The following is an 18,701-nucleotide window of genomic DNA, read 5'->3' as shown; positions in this document are numbered from 1 at the left end:
CCCTGCTATAGCGCAATAGCGTCGGTTAAATGGCGTAATATTCTATCCATAGCGCGGTACGATAAGGCTTCGATTAAGTGTTTGCGTTCGATAAGCTCGAGCGCTTCCATATCGGCCAGTGTTCTAGCAATTTTTAGTATTTTATGATGTGCTCTGGTCGATAAATTGAGTTTTTCAATCGCTAATTCTAAAAATTCATTATCATCCGGAACCAGTTGGCAGAAGCTTCTAACTTCAGCACTACTGAGTTGTGCGTTTGCTTTGCCTTGGCGTAAAATTTGTTTTTGGTGACAAATGCTGACCCGTTTTTGAATAGTGCTACTCGACTCACCTTTGCCATCATCGTTCGCCCACATGCCTCGCGGTAACCTAGTGACTTCAATTTGAATATCAATACGATCTAAAAATGGCCCAGAAAGTCGATTGAGGTAACGTAAAACCTGCTCTGGTGTACTGCGCTTGTCATTGTAAAATCCGGTTGGGCTTGGGTTCATAGCCGCGACGAGTTGAAACTGTGCGGGGAAAGTTTGTTTAACCAATGCACGTGAAATGGTGACTTCGCCAGATTCCATCGGTTCGCGTAACACGTCGAGTACTTTGCGCTCAAATTCAGGTAATTCGTCGAGAAAGAGTACGCCGTTATGGGCTAATGATATTTCACCTGGCTGCGGATAACTGCCGCCACCAACGAGGGCAGCTGAAGATGCCGTATGATGCGGCGCGCGAAACGGCCGTGTCAACCATGACTCAGGACTTATATTTTCATGGCAAATCGATTGAATAGCGGCACTGGATAACGCCTCCTGCTCGGTCATAGGAGGTAAAATGCCAGGCAAACGACTGGCGAGCATAGTTTTCCCTGTACCAGGAGGTCCAATAAATAGTAGGTTATGACGGCCACTAGCGGCAATTTCTAGCGCTCGCTTAGCCAATGGTTGACCCACAACGTCGGCAATATCATGCACACTCTTGGTTATATAGGTTTCTAACACTCTTGTTTGCACAAGTGGCAAGCTTTGTTGTTTTAGAAAATGTGGAAAGAGTTGCTTTAAATGTGACAGGCTTAATATTTTTACTTGTTGTACCCAACTCGCTTGTTCGGCGTTTACCGTCGGTATTACCAGTGTTCGGCCACTTTCTTTGCAAGCCATTGCCATAGGTATTTCACCAATAATAGCGCGAAGCTCACCCGACAAGGCTAATTCACCAGCAAATTCATATTGGTTTAAATCTGCTTCAGGAAGCTGGGCAGCGGCGGCAAGAATACCTATGGCAATGGGCAAATCGAAGCGACCGCCCTCTTTGGGCAGATCAGCCGGCGCTAAATTTACCGTAATACGCTTAGCGGGAAATTCATAACCGCAATTAAGAATGGCGCTACGCACGCGGTCTTTGGCTTCTCTGACCGATGTTTCAGGTAAGCCAACAATATTAAAGGCTGGCAAGCCATTGGCTAAATGCACTTCTACCGTGACTAAGGGCGACTCAAGTCCAACACGAGCTCGACTGAAAACACAGGCTAAAGCCATAAAAATCCATTTTTATTTTAACGATTGCTTTTCGCAAGTGTAGCTAAATAATATCGTTTTCGCTAAAAATAAAACTACTAAATAAAACTACTAATAACGCAGAGAAAAAATGACAGTTATAACTAAGAAGATAGTTTTAACTAAAAAGCTCTAACAAAAATACTTGCGCTTGTTATTAGAGCTATGGTACTAATTTAAATAGGCTAGACATTACTAGCCTTGAAATTGATTAACTGAAGAAAATACAGATTAACATGAAACATTATAACTCAATGATTATTAACGTCCTCATCGTGGTGATTCTTAAATCGCTGCGGGGGTAATTGTTGAGCTAAAGAAAATAAAAAATCTTAAAATAACAAACCCCCCGCTCCGCAAGGACCGGGGGGTTTGTCGTTATTAAACCGCGCGTAGCGCACAAGCATTATTAACTTTTAGGAGTATACTTGTACATCACAACATAGTTACAGGGTATTATGAAAATATATCACCCGTGCATAAAATGTGATCGCATAGTAAAACAAAGACATGACAACTGAAAAAAAATTAACCGGCGCAGGCTTATTATTTAATGTGCTAGAACAGCATGGCGTTGAGCATGTTTTTGGCTATCCTGGTGGCGCAATAATGCCAATCTACGATGCGCTTTACGATAGTAAAGTGGAGCACTTTTTATGTCGACATGAGCAAGGTGCGGCATTTTCTGCCGTAGGGTATGCCAGAGCATCCGGTAAAGTGGGTGTCTGCTTTGCCACATCAGGCCCAGGCGCGACTAACTTGATCACCGGCCTGGCGGATGCCTTGGCAGATTCAATTCCTGTTGTTGCCATTACTGGACAGGTAGCCACGGCTGCTATGGGCTCTGATGCCTTTCAAGAGATTGATATTTTTGGTTTATCACTTGCCTGTACCAAGCACTCTTTTCAAGTTACCGATATTAATGATTTAGCAAAAGTGCTACACCAAGCCTTTGCTATTGCGTTAGAAGGCAGACAAGGACCGGTATTAGTTGATATTCCTAAAGATATTCAAATCACAGAAGTTAACCGCTCTTTAGATGAATTAGTCAACTTAGAAAACAAAGTGAAATTACCGCCCGCGAATGTGGGTAGTGCTATCGCCTTATTAAATCAAGCCAAGCAACCTATTCTCTATGTTGGCGGTGGTGTTGGTATGGCCAATGCTATCGACGAGTTACGCGATTTTGCTAAAATAACAGGTTTGCCGAGCGTTTCCACCCTCAAAGGTTTAGGCGCCATTGACCCTGAAGATGAAAATTACCTTGGCATGTTGGGTATGCATGGTACTAAGGCGGCGAATATCGCGGTACAAGAATGTGATTTGTTGATTGCCGTAGGAGCACGTTTTGATGATCGCGTTACCGGTAAGTTAAATGAATTTGCGCCACATGCGAAAGTGATTCATTTTGATATTGATACCTCAGAAATTAATAAACGCAGAATTGCCGATGCCTCAATATTAGGCGACTTAAAGGTTAATTTACCTGCACTCGCTATTCCATTAGCCATCAAACCTTGGCAAGCCGTCTGTCATGAAATGAATAACAACTTTGCTTGGGATTATAACCATCCAGGGGAGTCAATTTTTGCGCCTGCTGTGTTAAAAGAAATTAGCGATAAAATGCCAGAAAATAGCTGCGTAACCACAGATGTTGGACAGCATCAAATGTGGGCAGCACAACACATGGTGTTTGATGACCCCAGTAACTTTTTAACCAGTGCCGGCATGGGCACTATGGGCTTTGGTATACCCGCAGCAGTGGGTGCACAAGTGAGTCGGCCAACAGACTGTATTATTGCCGTTTCCGGTGATGGCTCTTTTATGATGAATGTGCAAGAGCTGTCAACGATTAAGCGTTTTCAATTGCCCGTTAAAATCGTACTTATTGATAATGCCAAGTTAGGCATGGTGCGCCAATGGCAAGACCTATTTTTCAATGGCCGATTAAGTGAAACTGATTTAGCCGATAACCCTGACTTTATTATGCTAGCCAATGCCTTTGATATTAAAGCAAAAATGATCACCAAAAAGTCAGAAGTAAGCGCCGCCATCGAAGAAATGCTTGAGCATGACGGACCTTACCTTTTACAAGTTAAAATTGATGCACAAGAAAATGTCTGGCCGCTTGTACCGCCGAACACCGCTAACGATAAAATGATGGAGAGTACCTAAATGAATAACTATCAATTAATGATCACAGCGGATGATAAGCAAGTGGTACTTGAACGCATTTTACAAGTGACTCGCTATCGCGGTTTTTTAATCAGTGGTATAAACGCAAAAGTTAACACGGGTACTAACATAGGCACTATTGAATTATTGGTCAGAAGCGAACGTCCGATTGAACTTTTGGTTGATCAAATTAATAAACTAATCGACATCAAAGAAGTCAAGGTAGACAATAGCGCATCATAGCAGTGCAACGCACATCGCTAGATTAAAACTAATCACAACCACTAATACAGCTTAATCAATTAAGCTTTATTAGTGGTTGGCTGATCAATACGCATAAAATTTAGGAATAAAAATGGCAAAAGTTAACGCAGAATTAATTTGGTTTAATGGAGAACTTATGCCGTGGCAAAATGCTACGGTGCATGTCATGAGCCATGCTTTACATTACGGCTCATCAGTATTTGAAGGTATTCGTGCTTATAATACCCATAAAGGCACTTGTATTTTTCGCTTAGAAGAGCATATCGACCGTTTATTTGATTCAGCAAAAATTTATCGCATGAACATCCCTTTCACGAAAGCAGAAATCATTCAAGCGTGTAAAGATGCCGTCGTAAAAAATAATTTGAAATCAGCCTACTTAAGACCCTTAGCCTTTTTAGGTGATATTGGTATGGGTCTTCGTCCACCGATTGACGCCGTAGCGGATGTTATGATTGCCGCCTTTAGCTGGGAAGCCTACTTAGGCGCTGATGCCATTGAAAATGGTGTTGAAGTGGGGGTGTCCAGTTGGAACAGACTTGCTCCTAATACTATGCCAACCGCAGCAAAAGCCGGTGGTAACTATTTGTCTTCACAGTTAATTTCTACTGAAGCCGCTCGCCATGGCTATGCCGAGGGCGTGGCTTTAGATGTTAATAACATGGTCAGTGAAGGCGCAGGGCAAAATTTATTTTTAATTCGCAAAGGAATTATTTATACCCCGCCAGGTACCGCGTCGATTTTACAAGGTTTGACCCGTGACACCGTATTCGTCCTTGCCAAGCAATTAGGCTACGAAGTGCGTGAAGAATCAATTTCTCGTGAATCTTTATACCTCGCCGATGAATTTTTCATGTGTGGCACCGCAACTGAAGTGGTTCCTGTAAAGTCAGTCGACGGTTTGCCTGTGGGTAATGGTTCGCGTGGCCCTATCACTAAAGCACTACAAGAAGCATTTTTTGGTATTTTTGATGGCAGTACCAAAGTGCCTGAAGGCTGGTTAGACAAGGTAGAGTAAAGCTCAGTTTTCAACGCTAAATAGACTCAATCTATATTTAGTGCTCGCTGATTTCGCCCCCGTAACATCTCTGTTCGGGGCTTTAGTTAGTTTGGCGATATGCCGATATTAACTTGATGTAAGTCACTTAAATGTTCAGCGTTTTTCGATTGATGAACGCTGAACAAATCCAAAAAATAATAGTTATGTTAAAAGCGCATTATCGAGTGAATTTTTAACATAATTTTTAACATTTATCGCGCTTATTAATAGCCATATATATACAGGAACTAAGGTCATGCCAAGATTAAGATCAGCAACTTCTACTCAAGGCCGAAATATGGCCGGAGCTCGGGCGCTTTGGCGCGCTACGGGGATGACAGATGGTGATTTTGGTAAACCTATTATTGCGGTCGTGAACTCTTTTACCCAATTGGTACCCGGCCATGTGCATTTGAAAGATATGGGTCATAGCGGCATGCTTTATAGCTTGCCATCACGCGATTTAATTGCCGATTCAGTGGACTACATGATCAGCGCTCACTGTGCTGATGCCATGGTCTGTATTTCAAACTGTGACCCAATGGAAGCGGGTAAAACTAAGCTCTCTGATCAAATTATCAAACTGGATTTAGTTGACGCCATGATCCAAGGCGCAGTGCGTAATCGTGAATTACTGGATGGCAATTTTAATGGTGACAACAATGACTGATGCAGAACAAGTAGAATTAGTAAAAGCCCAGGCTATACAAGGGCAAGGTTTAGACTATTTACGCAAGATATTGCTTGCGCCAGTTTATGATGTAGCGATTGAATCACCGCTAACGCCATTAACTAAATTATCAGCACGTTTAGGTAATGAAATTTTTCTTAAACGAGAAGATCAACAACCGGTACATTCTTTTAAATTACGTGGTGCTTATAACAAATTAGTCAACTTGTCTGAGCAGCAATGCTTAGACGGCGTTATTGCTGCATCTGCAGGTAATCACGCACAAGGCTTAGCATTAGCGGCGAATAAATTAGGTGTTAAAGCCACCATTGTCATGCCCATTACCACACCTGATATCAAGGTGGATAATGTACGGCGTTTTGGTGCCGATGTGCGCTTAGTGGGTAAGAACTTTAATGAGGCACAACAAGCCGCTATAGCCTATGCCCAAGCTGAAAATAAAACTGTAGTACCGCCGTTTGATGATGTTGACATTATTGCTGGTCAAGGTACGGTGGCAAAAGAGTTATTACAACAACACCCTCACACAGATGCGGTGTTTATTCCTGTCGGTGGTGGTGGTTTATTAGCAGGTATGTCAGTTTACCTAAAACAATTACAACCCCATATTAAAGTTATTGGTGTTGAGGCCGAAGATTCTGCCTGTTTAAAAGCAGCATTTGCCGCCGGCAAACCGGTTGATTTGGACCAAGTTGGCTTATTTGCTGATGGGGTTGCCGTTAAGCGTATTGGTGAGCATACCTTTGATTTAATTAAGCATTACTGTGACGATGTCATAACAGTGACGACCGATGAAATTTGTGCGTCGATAAAAGATATTTTTGAACAAACGCGAGTTATTGCAGAACCCGCTGGCGCATTATCCTTAGCAGGATTACAAAAATATTGTCACACTAGTCAAGGTAACGAGTCTTTGGTAGCGATTCTTTCTGGCGCCAATATGAACTTTCATACCTTGCGCTATATCTCAGAACGTTGTGAATTAAGTGAGCAAAAAGAAGCGGTGTTTGCGGTCAAAATACCAGAAGAAAAAGGCAGTTTTAGAAACTTTTGTAAGGCACTTGCTGGACGAGTGATCACTGAATTTAATTACCGTTATGCCGACAACGCTGAGCTAACAAACCAAGCGCAACGTGCCAATATTTTTGTTGGTGTGCGCCTAAGTGGTGAAGCTACTGACCGAAAAAATTTAATACAAAGCTTGCAGCAACAAGATTATGAATTAGCTGACTTTACGGAAAATGAATTAGCTAAACTGCATGTCAGATACATGATTGGCGGTAAAAATGAATTGTCAGCGCAAGAACGTATTTTTCGCTTTCAATTTCCTGAATATCCGGGCGCGTTAGAGAAGTTTCTCGATACTTTGGGTGAGCATTACAACATTACCTTGTTCCATTATCGTAACCACGGTGCAGCTTTTGGCCAAGTGTTAGCCGGCTTTGAAGTACAAAAAACCCAGGAAACTGATTTTTTTGCGCACTTAAAAGCGCTCGATTATGAGTGGCAAGAAGAAACTGACAACCAGGCTTATCAAGCCTTTCTTACCTGATTTTTTGTTGATGTTATTTTTGTAAAAAAAGCAGCGTAAAGCTGCTTTTTTTTAAAAGTTTTTTATAAAGTTTTTTATAATACTTAGACAAATTTAAAGCTAAAAATCTTAATAAAAAAGGAAATTTTATGTCAAACATTCAAGCCAATGTGCCTGAGTCGAGTGCCTCTTTAAGTCCAAGAATTGAAAACTTAACACCGATTACCATCAGCGAACGTATTGATGCCATGGACATTCTTAGGGGCTTGGCGCTGATTGGCATTCTGTTAATGAACATTGAGTGGTTTAACCGTGCCATTAGTAGTTTAGGCAGCCAAGACACCAGTTTAACCGGTCTAGATCATGCCATTGGCTGGCTCATTCGTTGTTTTGTTGAAGGTAAGTTTTATACCTTATTTGCTTTATTATTCGGCATGGGGTTTGCGGTGATGTTGATTAGAGCGAAAGCCGCTAAGCGACCCTTTGGCGCTTGGTTTTCGCGCCGTATGCTAGTGTTAATGGTCTTTGGTTTTCTACATATGGTGTTTTTATGGGGGGGTGATATTCTTCATGATTACGGTTTTACCGGCTTGTTACTATTGGCTTGGGTGACCTTACTTAAAAAGCCGCTATTTAAGCCCTATGATAATCCGACATCATTTTTAAAATTAGCCCTGGTGTGGCTGTCGGTGCCTATTTTACTTTCTGTAATCAGCGGTATTGGCTTTGGGTTAAGCCATAGTACTGAAGATTTAACAGCCCAATGGCATGAACAAATAAAAGTAGCTGAACGTGTTGAAGCGATAAATTTAGCCCAGACAACATCCGCTCAACAAAACAGTGAAGCGCTAACAACAACGCAAGCATTAATAGCAGCAAGCACAATACCTGATATCAAAGGAGATATTGAGTCATCAAGCTTAGCTTCAGATCCAAGCTCAAGCCCAGCGCTAGCTACAACCTCAGCGCCAGTAAAACCGACAACCGCTATCACTGACAGCGTTGAAACTGCACTGGAACTTTTTCCTCAAGCATCAATAGAACGACAGGCGCAAGAAATAGTAACTCAGCAAGCCGAAATGCAAGCAGATGAACTGAGAGAAATTAACGCTTTTACTAACGGTAGCTACTGGCAGGCAACCGCATTTCGTCTTAATTTCGCCTTATTTATGCTGACGTTTACCCTACCCTTTGCTTTTACCATGCTGCTGCCAATATTTATTTTAGGTTATTGGTTAGTGTCTAGCTCGATAATGAAACACTATCAAGAGCACGCGCTCGCTTTCAAAATTATGGCCTATCTCGGTCTTGGGTTAGGAACTGTATTGGAAGTCGCTGGCTTGTTAGTCGAACAACATCCGGTGGCGAAGCAAGTGATGTTATTACAAGTGGTCGGTGAAACATTATTTTTTATTGGCCAGTTTGTCATGACGGCGGGCTATTTTGGCTTGATCATGGCTTTATTAACTGCTCAGAAATGGCGCAAGCGTTTAGCCGCATTCATTCCTATGGGCAGAATGGCATTAACCAATTACATTATGCATTCAGTGATTTTAACGACAATATTTTATGGTTATGCTGGCGGGTATTTTGGTGAAATATCTCGGGCACCACAAATGTTAATTGCTTTCGCTATTATTGTGCTGCAACTGCGGTTGTCACGCTGGTGGTTAACTCACTACGCCTTTGGGCCATTAGAATGGCTATGGCGCTGTTTATCTTATAAAAAAATACAAACTATGCGCCTATAATAAATGCACTATTTTGTTAGGCCTATTATTACTTTAAGGCGGTAAACACAGGGCTATTTTTCGGCTAACTTTACTTCTAAGGCCGTAACTTTTGCTTCAAGATCGGTCAATTTAGCGCGGGTTTTAATTAACACTTGGGTTTGCACATCGAATTCTTCACGGGTTACTACGTCAAGTTGTGATAGTTTACGCTGCAAAACCATTTTAGTGCGATCTTCCATATCATTGGCAAAATCTTTTAATCCGTCAGGCATTGAATCAGTGACTTGTTTGGCGAGTTCTTCTATTTTTTTAGCACTAATCATGAGAAAGTTCTTTTTTGGTCAATAGTAAAGTTATTGTAAGCGCTTTTCATCATAATATCTGCATTAAAGCTGCTAAAAAATTACCTAACTAGAGATAAAGTTGATGTTGTCTTGTTATAAAAACAGGTAAAATCGACGGCGACTATCTTATTCATCAATTGAGTTAAAGCCCAGCAATGAAATTAAACCCAGGTCAAAATGAAGCAAAAAAATATGTTGAAGGTCCATGCTTAGTATTAGCGGGCGCAGGCAGTGGTAAAACTGGGGTTATTTGTCAGAAAATTGCGTACTTAATTCAAAATTGCGGTTATAAAGCTAAACATATTGCGGCGGTAACCTTTACCAATAAAGCGGCGCGTGAAATGAAAGAGCGGGTGGTTAAGATGATGGATAAGTCACTGACCCGTGGCTTAACTGTTTCTACCTTCCACTCATTGGGCTTAGACATTATTCGTAAAGAATTAAAAACCTTAGGTTACAAGCCCGGCTTTACCTTGTTTGATGATCAAGACAGCCTGGCATTATTAAAGGAGCTTACCCAAGAGCAACTTGAGGGCGATAAAGATTTATTAAATAAATTACAGACGATGATTTCCCATTGGAAAAATGAATTGTTACTGCCAGACGCCGCGATGAAACATGCTAGTGATGCTGATGCCCAACTTTTTGCCGAATTTTATGCCCTGTATCAAAAGCATATGAAAGCCTATAACGCGCTAGACTTTGATGACTTGATCTTAATTCCAACACTGTTAATGCGAAATTACCCAGAAGTACGAACGCGTTGGCAGCAAAAAATTCAATATATGTTAGTAGACGAATATCAAGATACTAATGCCAGTCAATATGAATTAATCAAGCAGATCACCGGTGAGCAAGGCTTGTTGACCGTAGTGGGTGATGATGACCAATCAATATACTCATGGCGTGGCGCTAAACCGCAAAATTTAGTGCTATTAGGCAAAGACTATCCCAATCTTAAGCTGATTAAGCTTGAGCAAAACTACCGTTCCAGTGGCCGTATTTTAAAATGTGCCAATACGCTGATTGCTAATAACCCGCATGTTTATGACAAAGCGCTATTTAGTGAGCTCAATTACGGCGTGGCGTTACGTGTGCTACAAACTAAAAATGAAGACCACGAGGTTGAGCGCGTGGTAGGTGAATTAATTGGCCACCGCTTTTTAAATAAGAGTAAATATAAAGATTATGCGATTTTATATCGTGGTAATCATCAGGCGCGCTTACTTGAAAAAGCGCTAATGACCAACCGTATACCTTATAAAATCAACGGTGGCACCTCGTTTTTCTCTCGTGCTGAAATCAAAGACATGATGGCGTTTTTAAGGCTGCTAGTAAATCCAGACGATGATAATGCCTTTTTACGGATTGTGAATGTTCCGCGCCGAGAGATTGGCCCAACCACGCTAGAAAAACTGGGTAGCTACGCTAATATGCGTCAAATTAGTATGTTTACCGCTAGTTTCGAATTAGGCTTAGAGCAACATCTGGGTGGTCGCGGTCTGATCAGTGTGCAAAAATTTACCCGTTGGTTAGTCGAAACCGCCGATCATGCCGAGCGTGGCGATACCTCGGTGGTATTGCGCTCAATGGTGCGTGAAATTAACTATGAAGATTGGTTATACGATAGCTCACCGAGCGCAAAAGCGGCTGAAATGCGTATGAAAAACGTGACCCAGTTGTTTAGTTGGGTAACGCAAATGCTCGAAGGTGTAGAAGATGAAGAACCCATGACCTTAGCGCAAGTAGTTACACGCTTAACCTTGCGTGACATGATGGAGCGCAATGAGGATGAAGAAGATACTGACCAAGTTCAGTTAATGACCTTGCATGGTTCAAAAGGCCTAGAATTTCCTTATGTTTTTCTCATTGGCATGGAAGAAGGTTTATTGCCTCATCAAACCAGTATGGATGAGGGTAATGTAGAAGAAGAGCGTCGTTTAGCCTATGTGGGCATTACACGGGCCAAGCGAGAGTTAATATTTACTTATGCGCGAGAACGGCGACAGTATGGCGAAGTTTCTCGTACAGAAGCCAGTCGGTTTTTACATGAATTACCACAAGATGATTTAAGCTGGGAATTAACGCAAACTAAGCAAAGCATTGAAAAAAAGCAAGCCACGGCACAAATGGGCGTAGCGGGTTTACGAGAGATGTTAAAAAATAAAAAATAATATACACTGCTATGACTCTTATTTAGCAATTTGCATCATCTATATGAATTATTTATATCACTTTTTTATCTTAAAAGTTGATGGCTCAGTTAATATCTTCAAGAAAATAACCAGTGGAATAAAGGGAAGTTAAATGACAAAACGTTCAGCAGCAGAAAAAATGCTACTAACATTCAGTGCGTTGGCGGCTATTGCCATTTCGCCATTTGTTTATTTGCGCTGGCTTGATGGTGATATAGTTATGGCCTCTATAGATGCCGCACTTGTGGTTGTGACCGCTGTTTTCTTTGTATTTGTTTATTTTACCCGTAAGGTCAATACTGCAAAACTGGCATTCACCATCTTCCTTTCTCTTGCTATTGTGACTATCGTGGTTATACGTGGACAATCACATTTATTTTGGTTGTACCCCGCTATAATCTCATTTTACTATATATTGCCCGTGCGGCCAGCTAGCATAATATGTTTTATCGCTATTATGGTCATTGCTATTACATTATTACCGATTACCGGTACCTTAGAGTTTTTAACCATCAGCCTTACCTTATCTTTAACCGCAGTGTTTTCTTATATAATATTTGATAACTACGATAAAACCAATAGTAAGTTGGCCTTATTAGCCAGTATTGATCCCTTAACCTCGTCGGGCAATCGCCGGGCCTTAGACCAAACACTAGAAAATATTATTGCTGATCAAAAGAGAGCGGCTTCTAACGTCTCATTATTGTTATTAGATCTAGATCATTTTAAGAAAATTAATGATGATTATGGTCATGCTAATGGCGATATAGTATTGGTTGAGTTGGTCGCCTTGATTCAAAAACATAGTAGATCAATGGATGCTTTATATCGTTATGGTGGTGAAGAGTTTATTATTTTACCCTTAAAAGTTGACGTTACCGAGGCTAAACAAGTGGCGGAAAAGTTACGGGCTTTAGTCGAAAAAACTACTTTTTCTGATGACATACCCGTGACTGTGTCTATTGGTATCGCACAATATCGACAGGGTGAAACCGCTGAAGCTTGGATCAGTCGAGCAGATGCGGCGTTATATCTAGCAAAAGATAATGGCCGTAATTGTGTGGTGGTAGAGAAAATAGTGGCAGAGAAGGCTAGCTAGACCATAGATAGCCTAGCTAGTGTTATTAAGTCCTATTACTCTTTTATTTCTACAATAGCTTGATGATTTTTTAAGTGTAAGCCATTAAAAAATTTCAATAAGGTGTCATCGTTACAACCGCGGAAGTGTTTGTGCTCAGGTTTACGGAAAAAAGCACTGAGTTCATGTTTACTTAAGGTTAATTCAGCAGAGTCAAGCAAGGCAATAATATCTTCAGCTTTTAACGCCAGAGCGATTTTTACTTTGTTAAAGACAATATTGTTATTTATTGGCTGATCCAACTGCGCTTGCGCACCCTCTTTTGCTCCTCGACATTCTATTATTAAGCCATCAAGAAAACTCGCTAAGATATTATCAGCAATACGAGCAAAGGCTTGTTCACCATTTTTGCGGAAAAAATTATTAATTTCTTCATCGCTTTGTGGGCATGAGGCCAATTGAAAAATAGCGGATATTTTTTCATTGTTTAAGCTAAAGATATAACGAATGTGATGTAAAACTTCGTTGTTAGTCATGTTTGATCCTGTTGAATTAATTTGTTTTTTATTACTTAGACTTAAGACTTAACCTAAAGTACTGGGTTCTAGCCATGTATCTAGTCACTCTTAAATGGTTATTAAGTAAAGCTAATGGTCAAGCAAATAACCAGCGTGGCTATAACGACCAGTTTGGTTATTTGCTTGCTGTGTTGCTGTTGTTGCAACTGTATTTGTTTCAATGTTATTAATTGTTGACGTTGTGCTGCTCGATTAGTTTTTAAGTAATCGTAGACTAAGTCAGGTATCTCGGGCAGTTTTTCGTTCCAAAAGGGTAAGTTGTCTTTTACTTTCTTAATAACCGCTTTGATGCCCATTTGTTCTTTGACCCATTTTTCTAAAAATGGCTTGGCGGTTTGCCAAAGATCTAAAGCCGGGTAAAGCTGTCGGCCTAAGCCCTCGATATAAAGTAGGGTTTTTTGCAGTAAAACTAGCTGGGGTTGTAATTCCATATTAAAGCGACGTGCGGTATTAAAAAGATTGACTAATACCTGACCAAAAGAAATTTCAGACAAAGGTTTGTTGAAGATGGGCTCACATACGGTTCGTATGGCAAACTCAAATTCATCAACACTAGTGTCACTGGGTACCCAGCCTGAATCGACATGTAATTGTGCCACTTTACGGTAGTCACGGTTAAAAAAAGCCACAAAATTTTCCGCTAAATAGCGTTTATCTTCGCGGTTTAAGGTACCAACAATACCGTAATCAATGGCAATCCAAGTGGGGTCATTTGGCTTTGTTGCATCAACAAATACATTGCCTGGGTGCATGTCAGCATGAAAAAAACTGTCTCGAAATACTTGAGTGAAAAAGACTTCAACACCACGTTCAGCGAGTAACTTCATGTTAACGTTTTTTGCTAGTAAAGTCTCAACTTCCCCAACACCTACGCCATAAATACGTTCCATTACCATAACATTTTTCGAACAATATTCGCTGTAGACTTCAGGCACATAAAGCACCTTGTCGCTATCTCGCCCTTGACTAAAATTACGCTTTAATTGCATCGCATTAGCCGCTTCACGGTTTAAATCTAATTCTTCTAACATGGTTTTTTTATATTCAGCGACAACTTCTAGAGGATGTAAACGTTTGCCATCGGGTAACCAACGAGCAACAATGTTGGCAAAAAGTGACATGACGTTCAGGTCAGCGATGATGGTTGCTGTAATATTAGGTCGTAATACTTTTAACACCACCTCTTGCTCGCCCTCTGGTTGTAACAAGGTAGCCGTGTGCACTTGGGCAATAGAGGCTGATGCTAAAGGCGTTAGATCAAAATCTTTAAATTGTTCTGCAAAAATTTCGGCGCCAATGGCCGCGATAATAATTTTTTCGGCATCTTCACCAGCAAACGCAGCCACTTTATCTTGCAATAAAGTTAATTCATTGGCGAAGTCGTCTGACAATAAATCTCGACGGGTGGAGAGCATTTGGCCAAACTTAACAAATACCGGGCCCAATGACTCTATCGCCATGCGAAAGCGCTGCGCCTGAGTTTTGTCTTGGTGTTTGTTTTTCAGCCAAAACAATGAGCTGCGCAATATTTTTATATACCATGGCAGGTACTTTTCAGGTAGAAGCTCATCAAGCCCAAACTGAAGAAAGGTTTTTACTATTTTGTATAAACGTTTACTACTCACCACAGACCCTTATGATAATTTGCTTATGTGTTTAGTTAATTGTTCAAGTCGTTGGCTTAAAGCACTAACTTGTTGTTCTACATCTTCAACATCCTGATTAAAATAAGACATTTCAGTGGCTGTTATGATTAGTCGCTTCTGATGTATGAGCCACTCGCTGGCATCTGCTTGAATTTTTGTCCCCGCAAAGTTTAAGGTCTTTAATAGCTTGCGACCCAGTTGGCCTAATTTGTAAGCAGGAATATCACCAATACGTTTGGCTAACTCACTTTGCCAATCAATATCAAGTGTTTGAGCAATGTCAGCAAAGCGCTGAGCTACTTTTAAATCACCTTGAATATCGAGTTTATCTTTTTTAATTAAATCCGTCAGTTGTTGCTCTTTTTTTAACTCAATTAAGCTGCTGATACTGGTGATTAAACAGCAATCGTTATGTGCATCATTACTGCTAACATGAATTTTTTCATCACTAACGGTAAAGCTTAAAGGAAACGGTAATTCTGCCAATTTAATGGTGAGTGTTTTCTCAGACAATGGCTTTAAAGCCCGAATACCGTGCAAATTATAGCCCAGAAACTGATTGATAACGGTTTCAAGTATCGCACTTAGGGCTTGAGCAAACATGAGTTGCTGACTAATAGTTTGAGGCATAAGGCTAAAACTTATAACCTTTATGCAGTGCCACTACCCCACCGGTTAAATTTTTGAAACTGGTTTGTTCAAAGCCAGCGGTATCCATCATGGTTTTCAGGGTTTCTTGATCAGGGTGCATGCGAATAGACTCGGCTAAATATTGGTAACTATCACCGTCTTTTGCCACTATCTCACCTATTTTAGGTAAGATGTTAAAAGAATAGAAATCGTAGGCCTTATTGACTAACTCATGTTCTGGTTTTGAAAACTCTAAAACTAATAAACGGCCACCTGGTTTGAGCACACGATACATAGAGCGCAATGCCATGTCTTTATCGGTCACATTACGTAAACCAAACGCTATCGTGATAATATCAAAGGTATTATCTTCAAACGGTAAATATTGCGCGTTGGCTTGCACGTATTCAATATTTTGCACTAAACCCAGGTCACGCAATTTATCGCGTCCAACATTGAGCATTGAGCTATTGATATCGGCTAAGATGACTTTACCTTCACGGCCAACAAGTTGAGAAAACTTTGCCGTTAAATCGCCGGTACCACCGGCTAAGTCTAGTACTTTATTACCCGGGCGTACGCCACTGGCATCGATAGTAAAACGTTTCCATAAGCGATGAATGCCAAATGACATTAAATCATTCATCACGTCATATTGCTGAGCAACAGAATGAAACACGCTGGCAACTTTCGACTCTTTTTCATTTTTTTCGACCGTTTGAAAGCCAAAATGGGTCGTGTTTTCGTCACTAGTGTCATTATTAATCGGATGATTTTGATCGTGTGAAGACATCATGATTTCGCTGTTAACTATAATTAGACTTAGTTTACCGCATTTTTTTAGATTAATTAACACTTGAGATCACGGCAGCAGTTATTAATAGCAAGTTGATTAATTAGCTGTTCATTTTTAACGGTTAAAATCAAAAAATACGGCGTTATAAACTTGATACGTCACATGACGACTGATTGAATTGTATGGCTTAAATTGAGCCCTTTTTTTGCAGGAAAAAGTAGCACACTGAGTTAACCGAATGGATAGAAGATAAATCAGGCTCAAAGAAGCTTATCAAGAAGTGATTTTTACCGCTATTTTTTGCTGTTCAAAGGTCATGAGTAAATAGTGTCATTTACCCAAGTGATCAGCTCTAAGTCTTAGGCATTAGAATATTTTTCACGGTTGGCTAACCAGCGATTAATGAGCGCGTTGGCTTGGTCTGGGTATTTTTGCCATATCAGGTGAGCATCTTGTTGTACTTCTGGTATTAAGTGGGCATCGCGTTGCAGGTCAGCAATTTTTAGATCCGCCAAACCGGTTTGTTTGGTGCCAAGTAATTCACCCGGCCCGCGAATTTCGAGATCTTTTTGTGCGATAACAAAGCCATCGTTACTTTCTCTGAGTACTTTTAAGCGCTTGGTGGCGGTTTTAGTCAAAGGTGCTTTGTACATTAATACACAATGAGAAGCCACTAAGCCACGGCCAACACGGCCGCGTAATTGATGTAGTTGTGCTAAGCCTAAACGTTCGGGATTTTCAATCACCATTAAGCTCGCATTTGGCACATCCACACCCACCTCAATAACGGTTGTTGCTACTAAGACGTCCAGTTCGCCAAGCTTAAAACGCTCCATCACGGCTTGTTTTTCATCTGCTTTCATTCGGCCATGCACTAAACCAATTTTTAAGGCGGATAATTGTGCTTGCAAATACACCGCCGTATCTTCCGCGGCTTGGCATTGTAATACCTCGGACTCTTCAATGAGCGTACACACCCAATAAACTTGACGGTTATCCTTGGTGCAACCTTGACGAATGCGTTCAACAACATCATCTCGGCGACTGTCCGGCAAGGCGACTGTGGTAATAGGGGTTCGTCCCGGTGGCAATTCGTCAATCACTGAAGTGTCTAAATCTGCATAAGCTGTCATGGCTAAAGTACGCGGAATAGGCGTAGCTGTCATGATTAACTGATGGGGGTAATGGCCTTGCCATGCGCCTTTTTCACGTAAAGATAAACGCTGGTGGACGCCAAACTTATGTTGTTCATCAATAATAATCAGGGCTAGTTTGTTAAATATCACTTGCTCTTGAAACAAAGCATGCGTGCCAATAACCATTTGCATATTACCATTTTCGATCTGCTCTAAGGCATGGCGTCTTGCTTTGGCTTTGGTTTTACCTACCAGCCAGCCAACTGAAATACTCAGTGGCCCAAACCATTTTTCAAAATTAATCGCATGTTGCTCTGCCAATATTTCTGTTGGCGCCATTAAGGCCACCTGAAAACCTTGGCCAATCGCGGTTAATGCAGCTAATGCGGCAACGAGTGTTTTGCCTGAGCCTACGTCACCTTGTACTAGACGCATCATGGGCATAGGTTTTAACAGGTCAGTGCGTATTTCTGCCGTCACTTTTGCTTGTGCGCCTGTCGGTGAAAAAGGCAGTGACGCTAAAAAGTTTTTCTCTAGTTGAGTATCTATAGCCAGAACAACCGCGGGGTGATGATCATTGGCGGCACGTAATTTTAACATGCTGAGGTTATGGGCTAATAATTCTTCTTTGATCAGCCTAAGCTGTGCTGGGTGTTTGCCATCTTCCATTAAAACCACTGAGGTCTCTGGGGGTGGCCGGTGAATTAAGGCGAGTGCTTCAGCTAAGCTATATTGTTGATGACTAATTTCAACCGGCAATAATTCTTCTACTTTGCCGCTCTGCAAGTGCTTTAATGCTTGTTCGGTTAGGTTGCGTAAAGAAATTTGTCGCAAACCGTCGGTGGTAGAATAAACCGGTGTTAGGGTTTCTTCAGCGGCGGTTAAGGCCTGATCTTGATCTAGGGCTTTATATTCTGGGTGTACTATTTCAAAGCCACGCATGCCACGATTAATTTCACCATAGCAGCGGATATTGAGCCCGACAGCTAGGCTATTTTTTTGACTAGCTGAAAAGTGAAAAAAACGTAGATTAATACTGCCAGTGCCATCATTGATGGTGACTAACATCATTCTACGCTTGCCTTGTATTATCTCATTTTGGGTAACTTCGCCAATAATATTGGTGAAGAGACCGGGCATAAGATCACGCACCGCGGTAACACGTGTGCGGTCTTCATAACGCAACGGTAAATGAAAAAGTAAGTCTTGTAGTGACACTAGACCAATTTTTTCCAACTTAGTCGCCATACCGGGTCCGACACCTTTGAGGGTAGTGACCGGGATTTGGGCTAAATTAGTTAAGGCTTCCATTGCGCGA

At 41.2% G+C, this 18,701-nt stretch carries 14 protein-coding genes and 1 pseudogene; 8 read left to right on the top strand and 7 right to left on the bottom strand.

From position 1 onward, the window contains the following. Positions 1 to 5: 5 nt before the first annotated feature. Complete coding sequence (locus tag H4J65_RS05455) at positions 6 to 1,529, bottom strand: YifB family Mg chelatase-like AAA ATPase (RefSeq protein ID WP_182196457.1); 1,524 nt, start codon at positions 1,527 to 1,529, stop codon at positions 6 to 8. 528 nt (positions 1,530 to 2,057) lie between these two features. On the opposite strand from H4J65_RS05455, the gene ilvG reads away from it, so the two are divergent. The 6 genes and pseudogenes from ilvG to H4J65_RS18015 all read left to right on the top strand — a co-directional run bounded on the left by ilvG (position 2,058) and on the right by H4J65_RS18015 (position 8,998). Further along, the gene (ilvG, locus tag H4J65_RS05450) at positions 2,058 to 3,722 is read left to right on the top strand and encodes an acetolactate synthase 2 catalytic subunit (protein ID WP_182137146.1); all 1,665 of its coding nucleotides are present in this window, start codon (positions 2,058 to 2,060) and stop codon (positions 3,720 to 3,722) included. Next, entirely contained in the window at positions 3,723 to 3,965 is a 243-nt protein-coding gene (gene ilvM / locus H4J65_RS05445; protein WP_182137145.1) for an acetolactate synthase 2 small subunit, read from the top strand. Between the two features lie 112 nt (positions 3,966 to 4,077). Then, positions 4,078 to 5,004 (top strand): branched-chain amino acid transaminase, encoded by a 927-nt coding sequence (locus H4J65_RS05440; protein WP_182137144.1) that lies wholly within the window; start codon positions 4,078 to 4,080, stop codon positions 5,002 to 5,004. Positions 5,005 to 5,281: 277 nt separating this feature from the next. Further along, positions 5,282 to 5,650, top strand: a pseudogene (locus H4J65_RS05435) (dihydroxy-acid dehydratase); the annotation flags it as partial. A 37-nt stretch (positions 5,651 to 5,687) separates the two neighbouring features. Further along, positions 5,688 to 7,268, top strand: coding sequence for a threonine ammonia-lyase, biosynthetic (ilvA, locus tag H4J65_RS05430; protein WP_220460878.1), 1,581 nt, complete (start codon positions 5,688 to 5,690; stop codon positions 7,266 to 7,268). A gap of 128 nt (positions 7,269 to 7,396) precedes the next feature. After that, complete coding sequence (locus H4J65_RS18015; protein ID WP_259367536.1) at positions 7,397 to 8,998, top strand: DUF418 domain-containing protein; 1,602 nt, start codon at positions 7,397 to 7,399, stop codon at positions 8,996 to 8,998. Between the two features lie 53 nt (positions 8,999 to 9,051). On the opposite strand, the gene H4J65_RS05420 is transcribed toward H4J65_RS18015, so the two are convergent. After that, entirely contained in the window at positions 9,052 to 9,303 is a 252-nt protein-coding gene (locus tag H4J65_RS05420) for a ubiquinone biosynthesis accessory factor UbiK (RefSeq protein ID WP_182137143.1), read from the bottom strand. Between the two features lie 176 nt (positions 9,304 to 9,479). Between H4J65_RS05420 and rep the strand changes: the two genes are divergently transcribed. Both rep and H4J65_RS05410 read left to right on the top strand, forming a co-directional pair. After that, positions 9,480 to 11,498 carry a DNA helicase Rep gene (gene rep, locus H4J65_RS05415; protein ID WP_182137142.1) on the top strand — a complete coding sequence of 673 codons (2,019 nt, stop codon included), beginning with the start codon at positions 9,480 to 9,482 and terminating at the stop codon, positions 11,496 to 11,498. A 133-nt stretch (positions 11,499 to 11,631) separates the two neighbouring features. Beyond that, complete coding sequence (locus H4J65_RS05410) at positions 11,632 to 12,618, top strand: GGDEF domain-containing protein (protein WP_182196452.1); 987 nt, start codon at positions 11,632 to 11,634, stop codon at positions 12,616 to 12,618. Positions 12,619 to 12,653: 35 nt separating this feature from the next. Here the strand turns inward: H4J65_RS05410 and H4J65_RS05405 are convergent, their stop codons facing one another. The 5 genes from H4J65_RS05405 to recG all read right to left on the bottom strand — a co-directional run bounded on the left by H4J65_RS05405 (position 12,654) and on the right by recG (position 18,694). Continuing rightward, positions 12,654 to 13,133, bottom strand: a complete 480-nt coding sequence (locus H4J65_RS05405) for a DUF1456 family protein (RefSeq protein ID WP_182137140.1) — start codon at positions 13,131 to 13,133, stop codon at positions 12,654 to 12,656. 101 nt (positions 13,134 to 13,234) lie between these two features. After that, on the bottom strand, positions 13,235 to 14,800 hold the full coding sequence (gene ubiB / locus H4J65_RS05400; protein WP_182196449.1) for a ubiquinone biosynthesis regulatory protein kinase UbiB: 1,566 nt from the start codon (positions 14,798 to 14,800) through the stop codon (positions 13,235 to 13,237). Between the two features lie 9 nt (positions 14,801 to 14,809). Then, positions 14,810 to 15,451: an SCP2 domain-containing protein gene (locus H4J65_RS05395; protein WP_182137138.1), complete on the bottom strand. Its 642-nt coding sequence runs from the start codon at positions 15,449 to 15,451 to the stop codon at positions 14,810 to 14,812. A 4-nt stretch (positions 15,452 to 15,455) separates the two neighbouring features. Next, on the bottom strand, positions 15,456 to 16,244 hold the full coding sequence (gene ubiE, locus H4J65_RS05390) for a bifunctional demethylmenaquinone methyltransferase/2-methoxy-6-polyprenyl-1,4-benzoquinol methylase UbiE (RefSeq protein WP_182137380.1): 789 nt from the start codon (positions 16,242 to 16,244) through the stop codon (positions 15,456 to 15,458). Positions 16,245 to 16,606: 362 nt separating this feature from the next. Continuing rightward, entirely contained in the window at positions 16,607 to 18,694 is a 2,088-nt protein-coding gene (gene recG, locus H4J65_RS05385) for an ATP-dependent DNA helicase RecG (RefSeq protein WP_182196638.1), read from the bottom strand. Between the last annotated feature and the right edge of the window lie 7 nt (positions 18,695 to 18,701).

It is taken from the genome of Colwellia sp. MB02u-9, from assembly GCF_014077085.1.
In the GTDB taxonomy this organism is placed as follows: domain Bacteria; phylum Pseudomonadota; class Gammaproteobacteria; order Enterobacterales; family Alteromonadaceae; genus Cognaticolwellia.
The sequence above is the reverse complement of the archived record's forward strand: the minus strand, read 5'-3'. Positions and strand labels throughout refer to the sequence as shown.

Excerpts from the sequence above, each read along its gene's own strand:
- H4J65_RS05455 (WP_182196457.1), bottom strand. The coding sequence starts at position 1,529 with ATGGCTTTAGCCTGTGTTTTCAGTCGAGCTCGTGTTGGACTTGAGTCG.
- ilvG (WP_182137146.1), top strand. The coding sequence starts at position 2,058 with ATGACAACTGAAAAAAAATTAACCGGCGCAGGCTTATTATTTAATGTG.
- ilvM (WP_182137145.1), top strand. The coding sequence starts at position 3,723 with ATGAATAACTATCAATTAATGATCACAGCGGATGATAAGCAAGTGGTA.
- H4J65_RS05440 (WP_182137144.1), top strand. The coding sequence starts at position 4,078 with ATGGCAAAAGTTAACGCAGAATTAATTTGGTTTAATGGAGAACTTATG.
- ilvA (WP_220460878.1), top strand. The coding sequence starts at position 5,688 with ATGACTGATGCAGAACAAGTAGAATTAGTAAAAGCCCAGGCTATACAA.
- H4J65_RS18015 (WP_259367536.1), top strand. The coding sequence starts at position 7,397 with ATGTCAAACATTCAAGCCAATGTGCCTGAGTCGAGTGCCTCTTTAAGT.
- H4J65_RS05420 (WP_182137143.1), bottom strand. The coding sequence starts at position 9,303 with ATGATTAGTGCTAAAAAAATAGAAGAACTCGCCAAACAAGTCACTGAT.
- rep (WP_182137142.1), top strand. The coding sequence starts at position 9,480 with ATGAAATTAAACCCAGGTCAAAATGAAGCAAAAAAATATGTTGAAGGT.
- H4J65_RS05410 (WP_182196452.1), top strand. The coding sequence starts at position 11,632 with ATGACAAAACGTTCAGCAGCAGAAAAAATGCTACTAACATTCAGTGCG.
- H4J65_RS05405 (WP_182137140.1), bottom strand. The coding sequence starts at position 13,133 with ATGACTAACAACGAAGTTTTACATCACATTCGTTATATCTTTAGCTTA.
- H4J65_RS05395 (WP_182137138.1), bottom strand. The coding sequence starts at position 15,451 with ATGCCTCAAACTATTAGTCAGCAACTCATGTTTGCTCAAGCCCTAAGT.
- ubiE (WP_182137380.1), bottom strand. The coding sequence starts at position 16,244 with ATGTCTTCACACGATCAAAATCATCCGATTAATAATGACACTAGTGAC.
- recG (WP_182196638.1), bottom strand. The coding sequence starts at position 18,694 with ATGGAAGCCTTAACTAATTTAGCCCAAATCCCGGTCACTACCCTCAAA.